We start from the raw sequence: 6869 nt of genomic DNA on the forward strand, positions 1-6869 counted from the left end.
ATTTACCCGAGGGCGAAGGCATCGACTGGAATGTTGTGATCGTGGATGCCACGGAAATTCCAATCCAAAGGCCTAAAAAAACAGAAGAAAAGCTATAGCGGCAAGAAAAAGCCCCATACCTTTAAAGTACAGGCCATGATTCACTACAAAACTCAGCAAATTCTGAGTTTATGTACCAGTCGCGGTGCAGTGCATGATTTCGAGTTGTTCAAACGCAATTTAAACCAGATTCCTTTTGGGGCTTTTATCCTTGCAGATAAAGGCTATCAGGGGATTTATGTGTTGTATCCGAATAGCCTGTTGCCATTAAAAGCCAAAAGACACTGTAAATTGGATCCTGAATTGAAAATCTATAATCAAGAAATCAATAAAAGAAGAATCGGAATTGAGCATGTATTTGGCAGCCTGAAAACCTTCAAAATCCTTGCTGAGCGTTATCGAAATAGAGGTAAAAGGCTTGGTTTGAGATTCAATTTAATCGCTGGAATCTACAACTTGGAACTGAGCAAAAAATGATTTATGAAAGAGGTCTATTGCAGAATAAGCCTTTAGAAATAGGTTTGTGCAACGAAACCCATTCAAACTCGTGGCTTCCAAAATTTGCCTCACATGACAGAAGCAAAAAATTCAGATGGTAGGTGTTCATCTAAAAATGGAAACATTTTTGTCGTCATTCTTGCTACCTATTCGCTACCTTTTTATTTTAATTAAAAAAACCCCTTACGATTAATGCACGCAAGAGGTTGATTTATATGGTGGGCCCAGACAGACTTGAACTGTCGACCAACGGATTATGAGTCCGCTGCTCTAACCAACTGAGCTATAGGCCCTATATGCTGAAAACCTTATTTATCAATAGGTTTAGGCGACAAGAATACTAGCTAAGATTTTTTTAAAAGACAAGCCTTTTTATGCCCACTTGCACACTTCATCATCAATTATAAATTAGAAAAAATAGACACTTTGGAAATTCCTCATACTTTAGAAGGCTCTCATAGTCATTCAGAAGGAAAATTTCCATTTCTTTACAAAACAGAGCTGCTATCAAAATATATTTAAAAATTAACTCTCAACTATGCTTTTATACTTTTTATATATAATTATTTACATACTTTGAATGGCTGAATTAATTTTTATATTCGGATCAATTCAGCTATGAAATTAATTAAAAGCTTAAGCTTCGTGCTCCAAATTCTCTTTTTTGCGCATATCCAGATAAATTTCGATCAAAGACCATACAACAATGAGTGCAAAAATGAACAATGAGAGCACCAAAGCCGTTAAATAAGTCATTCTTTATCCTCTCTAGCAAACATGATTGGAAGTGTCTTAAAGCCGAAACATATCCCTGGACTTCGACAAAAGTCTAATAACTATTTTTTGTACTGAACAGCCATTTTTTAGCATTTTTAAGAGTATTTTTATCTATTATAAGACGTTTAACTAATTAAAATTAATTTTGTTATTGTTTTTAGATCTTAATTAGCCGTTACTCTATATATTTATTCACTTGCTTTTTGAATGTATTTAAGGCTTTTAAATTAATTCAACTTGACGAAATATAAGAACAAGCACAAATTATGTTTTTTTTCACACACTCCATCCCCTATGTTTAAGAAATTCATTGGCGAATCTGCGTTTAAACTTGCAGGTTGGCAATATCACGTTGAACCAAATGTGCTTGAAGACAAGCAAGTGATTGTGGGCTTTGAGCATACTTCAATGATGGATGCCGTGCTTTCTCTGGCCTTATTTCAGATATACGACATCAAAATTCATACTTTGATTAAAAAAGAATTATTTAAAGGCCCATTTAAGCCATTATTAGAAAACATTGGCGGTATTCCGGTAGATCGTAAATCGAGTAAGGATATTGTGACCCAGATGGTTGAACTTTTTCAGAGTAATGAAAAATTCAATCTGGTGATTGCACCTGAAGCGACTCGCGCCAAAAATGGTGAAGAGCGTCGACCAATTCGTACCGGTTTTTGGCATATTGCCAAAGCAGCAAATGTGCCGATTGTACTCATGTATGCCAACTCTAAAACCAAACAGGGTGGCATTTTCGGAAAAATTTATCCAACAGACCTTGAACATGACCTGGCTTTAATGAAACGGCTTTATAAAGACAATGTCGGTCTGGATATCGTGATCCCTGAAAAAAAATAATGTATGTCCATGAGATGTTATGCATGACCTAACATCTCATTTCTTCTTCTCCTTCTATCCTCTTTTCCACAATAAACATTTTTTATTTTTAAACTAAATTATTACCTTTAATCCCCGAATAAATTTCTCAGTGCGTCTATTTTTTTGTCATTATCGTTAAATCTAAAAACCAGGCTCTTTTTTTAAAAAAAGCCCTTATGGTAGAATTTGCCCAATTCGATAGGCATACAGCCAATCTACAAGGAGCATATTTCGCATGGCGGGTCATTCCAAGTGGGCCAATATTAAGCATCGTAAAGCAAAACAAGATGCTAGCCGCGGTAAACTTTTTACCAAATATATTCGTGAATTAACTACTGCTGCAAAACTCGGCGGACCAGATGCGGGTAGCAACCCACGTTTACGTGCTGTTGTCGAAAAAGCATTGTCTGTAAACATGACACGTGATGTGATCAACCGTGCGATTCAACGTGGTGCAGGCGGCGAAGATAACGACGATCTTAAAGAAGTAACTTACGAAGGCTATGGCGTAGGTGGTGTTGCCGTAATTGTAGAAACAATGACAGACAACCTGAACCGCACTGTACCTGACGTACGTCACTGCTTCTCTAAAACTGATGGTAACTTAGGGACTAATGGTTCAGTTGCATTCTTGTTCACCAAACGTGGTGAGATTACTTTTGAAGATGTGTCTTTAGAAGATCAAATCATGGAAGTTGCTCTTGAAGCTGGTGCTGAAGACATCGAAGTTGATGAAGATGAAATCCTGGTCATTACTACACCAGAAAGCTTCGGTACAGTTCAGGATGCTTTAGCTGCTGCAGGTTTAAAATCTGATAATGCTGAAGTTGTGATGAGCCCTTCTACCAAAGCTGAAATCACGGATATTGATCAAGCGAAAAAAATCATGAAAATGATTGATATGCTTGAGGATCTGGACGATGTTCAAAACGTTTATACCAACGTTGAATTCTCTGAAGAAGTATTGGCTCAGCTAGACGCTTAATCTTCAGGAAGACAAAAACGCACCTTTGGGTGCGTTTTTTATTTTGATCTATCTTATGGAATCATTTTGTAGGTGATTTCAATCAATTTACTTAGTTATTCGGAGACAAATATTTAGATAGTGCTCTCCCTTCAATTAAACTTTATTGAGTAAGCCACTGCAGTTAAAAACATTATATTCCTTGATCACGAAGCTGGAATGCAGTGCGACCACATGTTCAATCTTGCCGATCTTGTTAAGCAGGATCTCACTATAGTTTTCCATATCACGTGCGACTACTTCGACAATAAAATCTGCCGATTGTCCTGTTACTAGAAAGGCATTAATCACTTCAGGAATACTTTCCAGCTCACCCAGAAATTTGGCAAAAGTGTCACTATCATGTTTGCTTAAGGAAACCTGCAAAAGTACATGCAGACTGAAACCAAGCTTTTGATAATTAATTTCCCGTTTTAGACCACTAATAATATTATGGTCAATCAACTGTTTAATACGGCGGTGAACCGAGCTGACCGAAAGATTCACCCGTTCAGAGAGTTCATTCAAATTGACATCTTCATGGGTCAAAATTTCAAGAATGTGCTTATCAAAACGATCTAATTCCATCTTTAATCTCTTGCCACTTTATTAAAATACATCATTATTTTACGCATAATATTGATATTTTTTTCATAAATTACCAGATATTTGCAAAAAAATACCAGATGATGATCTAGAGGAAATTTAAGTCATTTCGATAGTCATTCATCGCATAAAATATATTTTAGATAAACGCAAATATCTAATAAACCATTATTATTTATAATAAATTAATCTATTTAAAGCTTTAAATCTCTTTCATAAATCATTTTTTGCTCAGTTCCAAGTTGTAGATTCCAGCGATTAAATTGAATCTCAAACCAAGCCTTTTACCTCTATTTCGATAACGCTCAGCAAGGATTTTGAAGGTTTTCAGGCTGCCAAATACATGCTCAATTCCGATTCTTCTTTTATTGATTTCCTGATTATAGATTTTCAATTCAGGATCCAATTTACAGTGTCTCTTGGCTTTTAATGACAACAGGCTATTCGGATACAACACATAAATCCCCTGATAGCCTTTATCTGCAAGGATAAAAGCCCCAAAAGGAATCTGGTTTAAATTGCGTTTGAACAACTCGAAATCATGCACTGCACCGCGACTGGTACATAAACTCAGAATTTGCTGAGTTTTGTAGTGAATCATGGCCTGTACTTTAAAGGTATCGGTCTTTTTCTTGCCGCTATAGCTTTTCTTCTGTTTTTTTAGGCCTTTGGATTGGAATTTCCGTGGCATCCACGATCACAACATTCCAGTCGATGCCTTCGCCCTCGGGTAAATACCTGGGCTCGAACCAGGGACCTGCGGATTAACAGTCCGTCGCTCTACCGAGTGCGCTGTGGGGGGATAGAGTGGCGCTCCTAGTGGGCGTCGAAACAGTGAAAAGGAACTTTTGGGAAAAAGCTGTAGAAATTGAATCAAGTGTTTGAAAGATAGTCGAAAAGGTTTTTAGTTCAAACTGTTATATTTAAGTAAAACAGGCCAGTGGTCAGCTTTTAATAAGCCTTAACTTATAAATGATCTGAAACGTCGGTAATGATGTGGCACAGCGCATACCGACCACCACGATTTAAACCTAAAAATAGCGATATAAAAATAAGCCCCCTTCGCAATGGGGGGGTTTTCGGGAATCCTGGCTCTCCCACCTGGGCTCGAACCAGGGACCTGCGGATTAACAGTCCGCATGCGGATCGATCGCCATCCCTGCAACGCACGCGATCTCTCGCCTCATTGCCTGGGCAGCTGCTATCCTCGCCCGGAAAAATGACCATTCAACAGCGAGGGAGCCAATTAGCAGGATTATTCCGGCCGACGTCCTGGAGAAGCTCTCCGTCGCCATGGACAAGGTCCCAGACGGACATATGGTTCGCCATATTCGCAGCGGCTCATCTCTGCTCAAGAGCTTCGCCGGACTCGGTCACGCCGGCAAGGCGGCGCCCGAAGCCCGCTTATCATCAAGCCTTGAAGTCGGGCCCGGCTGGGTTCGCGTCGGCAACCGGCGCCGCGTCGACGTCGGCGATCGTAGGACTGTCCAAGCCTACGCCCGGGCGAACCTGGCGCCGCACGCGACGCACTGGAATTTCGATCGGGTGCGGAACGCGGCGGCGGCGCGGTGGAATGCGGCTCTGGGCGGGATCGCGGTCGAGGGCGGCACCCCGGACCAGCGCGTGGTCATGGCTTCCGCCTTCTATCACGCGCTGCTGGCGCCCACGCTACTTTCCGACGTCGATGGCCGCTATCCGGGGCTCGACGGAAAGATCCAGCAAGTGCCGGCCGATGCCGCTGCCTATAGCAGCTATTCGCTCTGGGACGTCTATCGCGCGCAGCTGCCGCTGCTCACGCTTGTCGCGCCGGAGCGGAGCAAGCACTTCGTCGACGATCTGATCCGCCAGACGGCGCAGTCGCCCTTCGGCCCGCTCGTCTGGCCGCTCCAGGGCAAGGATATAAATGAATTGTATGGCTAACCGATCATTCTATTTTTGCTGGCCTGAATCCCTGCGATTAACAAAGCGATGGCCAGAATGACTTGTATTAGCAACGGCAGAGTCCATCCTTTTGTCCAGTCATGAAGCATACCGAACAGTAAAGGTCCAATTGCCGCTAGCATATATCCGAAGGACTGGGCCATACCGGACAGGCTGGCAGCTTGTCTGGCATCTTTTGTGCGAAGGACGAAGAACATCGTTACCATTCCAAATGAAGCTCCAGCGCCTATTCCTGCCAACGTGACACCGATGGTAACGAGCGAAGCGATACCACTTAACAATAAAGCATACCCGACAATTAAAGAAGAGCACGTTATCGCGGTTAGAACACGCTGATCTCGCGTTCGGCCACTGGAATAGTTGATCGACTTTGACTAATTTAACTGATTAAAGCTCTGCTTTCCGTAAGGGAGTGCAGGGCTTTTTGGTGTGCAGAGTTAATGAAGACTGGTCAATAATACCGAATAGTAAGGAAATATGTAGATGAACCAGGCATAAGCCTTATATAAACCCAAAAGACCGTTCTCCTTGTACCTGGAGAACGGTCTTTGGTTAATGAATCGCTGCAGGCCTCTAGTTTCCTCCGCCAACGGCTTTTACATTTGTATTGTTACTTTGATACTTCCGAATGATAGATACCTCTACACGGCGATTCTGTGCCCGTCCCGTATTGGTGTCATTGCTGGCAATTGGGTGATACTCTCCATAACCACTTGGTGTGAATTTGGAAGGGTCCAATTGCGAGTTCCATGGTTGAATTGCTCATATGTCATCTCCTCCACATCTCTATATAAGCATCTTGCATGAAATGTACATGGGTGAACCCATGCACCATGGTGATAATGAGTTCCAGCCATCTCATGCAAAATGCCCTATATTATCTGATTACCCTCAGAATAGTTCCTTTACCGCTTCATTTGAAGATTTAACTCCAAAATCTCACCGGGAAGACCATCGTAATCGCCTGTCCAGGTGGATACAAAGTTCTGTCTGGTCAAGATCCGGCGAGAAGCAGCGTTACCCGGATCGATAACTGCATAGAGTGATCCAATCCCTGCGGCTTGTGCCTGAATAATCAACCGTGACGCAATGGATGTGCCTTGACCTTTGCCCCAATGTTCAGGCAGGA

Annotated in this window: 8 protein-coding genes and 2 tRNA genes; 4 read left to right on the top strand and 6 right to left on the bottom strand. The window is 41.8% G+C overall.

Annotation, left to right across the window (positions count from 1 at the left end):
• Nucleotides 1-45 precede the first annotated feature (45 nt).
• Nucleotides 46-516, top strand: a complete 471-nt coding sequence (locus ACS72_RS16835; RefSeq protein WP_048882821.1) for an IS5/IS1182 family transposase — start codon at nt 46-48, stop codon at nt 514-516.
• A gap of 237 nt (nt 517-753) precedes the next feature.
• Here the strand turns inward: ACS72_RS16835 and ACS72_RS16840 are convergent.
• Nucleotides 754-830, bottom strand: a tRNA-Ile gene (locus ACS72_RS16840).
• Nucleotides 831-1608: 778 nt separating this feature from the next.
• On the opposite strand from ACS72_RS16840, the gene ACS72_RS16845 reads away from it, so the two are divergent.
• Nucleotides 1609-2169 carry a 1-acyl-sn-glycerol-3-phosphate acyltransferase gene (locus tag ACS72_RS16845; RefSeq protein WP_048882822.1) on the top strand — a complete coding sequence of 187 codons (561 nt, stop codon included), beginning with the start codon at nt 1609-1611 and terminating at the stop codon, nt 2167-2169.
• A 256-nt stretch (nt 2170-2425) separates the two neighbouring features.
• Nucleotides 2426-3175, top strand: a complete 750-nt coding sequence (locus tag ACS72_RS16850) for a YebC/PmpR family DNA-binding transcriptional regulator (protein WP_008304266.1) — start codon at nt 2426-2428, stop codon at nt 3173-3175.
• A gap of 135 nt (nt 3176-3310) precedes the next feature.
• Here the strand turns inward: ACS72_RS16850 and ACS72_RS16855 are convergent, their stop codons facing one another.
• From ACS72_RS16855 to ACS72_RS18105, 3 genes are all read right to left on the bottom strand, one after another.
• Nucleotides 3311-3781: an Lrp/AsnC family transcriptional regulator gene (locus tag ACS72_RS16855; RefSeq protein WP_004815486.1), complete on the bottom strand. Its 471-nt coding sequence runs from the start codon at nt 3779-3781 to the stop codon at nt 3311-3313.
• Nucleotides 3782-4019: 238 nt separating this feature from the next.
• Nucleotides 4020-4490, bottom strand: coding sequence for an IS5/IS1182 family transposase (locus tag ACS72_RS16860; RefSeq protein ID WP_048882823.1), 471 nt, complete (start codon nt 4488-4490; stop codon nt 4020-4022).
• Nucleotides 4491-4888: 398 nt separating this feature from the next.
• Nucleotides 4889-4974 (bottom strand) — tRNA-Asn (locus tag ACS72_RS18105).
• Between the two features lie 142 nt (nt 4975-5116).
• Between ACS72_RS18105 and ACS72_RS16870 the strand changes: the two genes are divergently transcribed.
• The gene (locus ACS72_RS16870; RefSeq protein ID WP_212771731.1) at nt 5117-5719 is read left to right on the top strand and encodes a glycoside hydrolase domain-containing protein; all 603 of its coding nucleotides are present in this window, start codon (nt 5117-5119) and stop codon (nt 5717-5719) included.
• Here ACS72_RS16870 and ACS72_RS18500 read toward each other — a convergent pair.
• Together ACS72_RS18500 and ACS72_RS16880 are read right to left on the bottom strand one after the other, a co-directional pair.
• Nucleotides 5716-5946 carry a hypothetical protein gene (locus ACS72_RS18500; RefSeq protein WP_048882825.1) on the bottom strand — a complete coding sequence of 77 codons (231 nt, stop codon included), beginning with the start codon at nt 5944-5946 and terminating at the stop codon, nt 5716-5718. The two genes, ACS72_RS16870 and ACS72_RS18500, sit on opposite strands and share 4 nt — an antisense overlap.
• Before the next feature lie 699 nt (nt 5947-6645).
• A partial coding sequence (locus ACS72_RS16880; RefSeq protein WP_048882826.1) for a GNAT family N-acetyltransferase occupies nt 6646-6869 on the bottom strand: 224 nt, incomplete at its 5' end.

Origin of the sequence: Acinetobacter sp. VT 511 (genome assembly GCF_001077515.1) — a bacterium.
Taxonomy (GTDB): Bacteria; Pseudomonadota; Gammaproteobacteria; order Pseudomonadales; family Moraxellaceae; genus Acinetobacter; species Acinetobacter schindleri.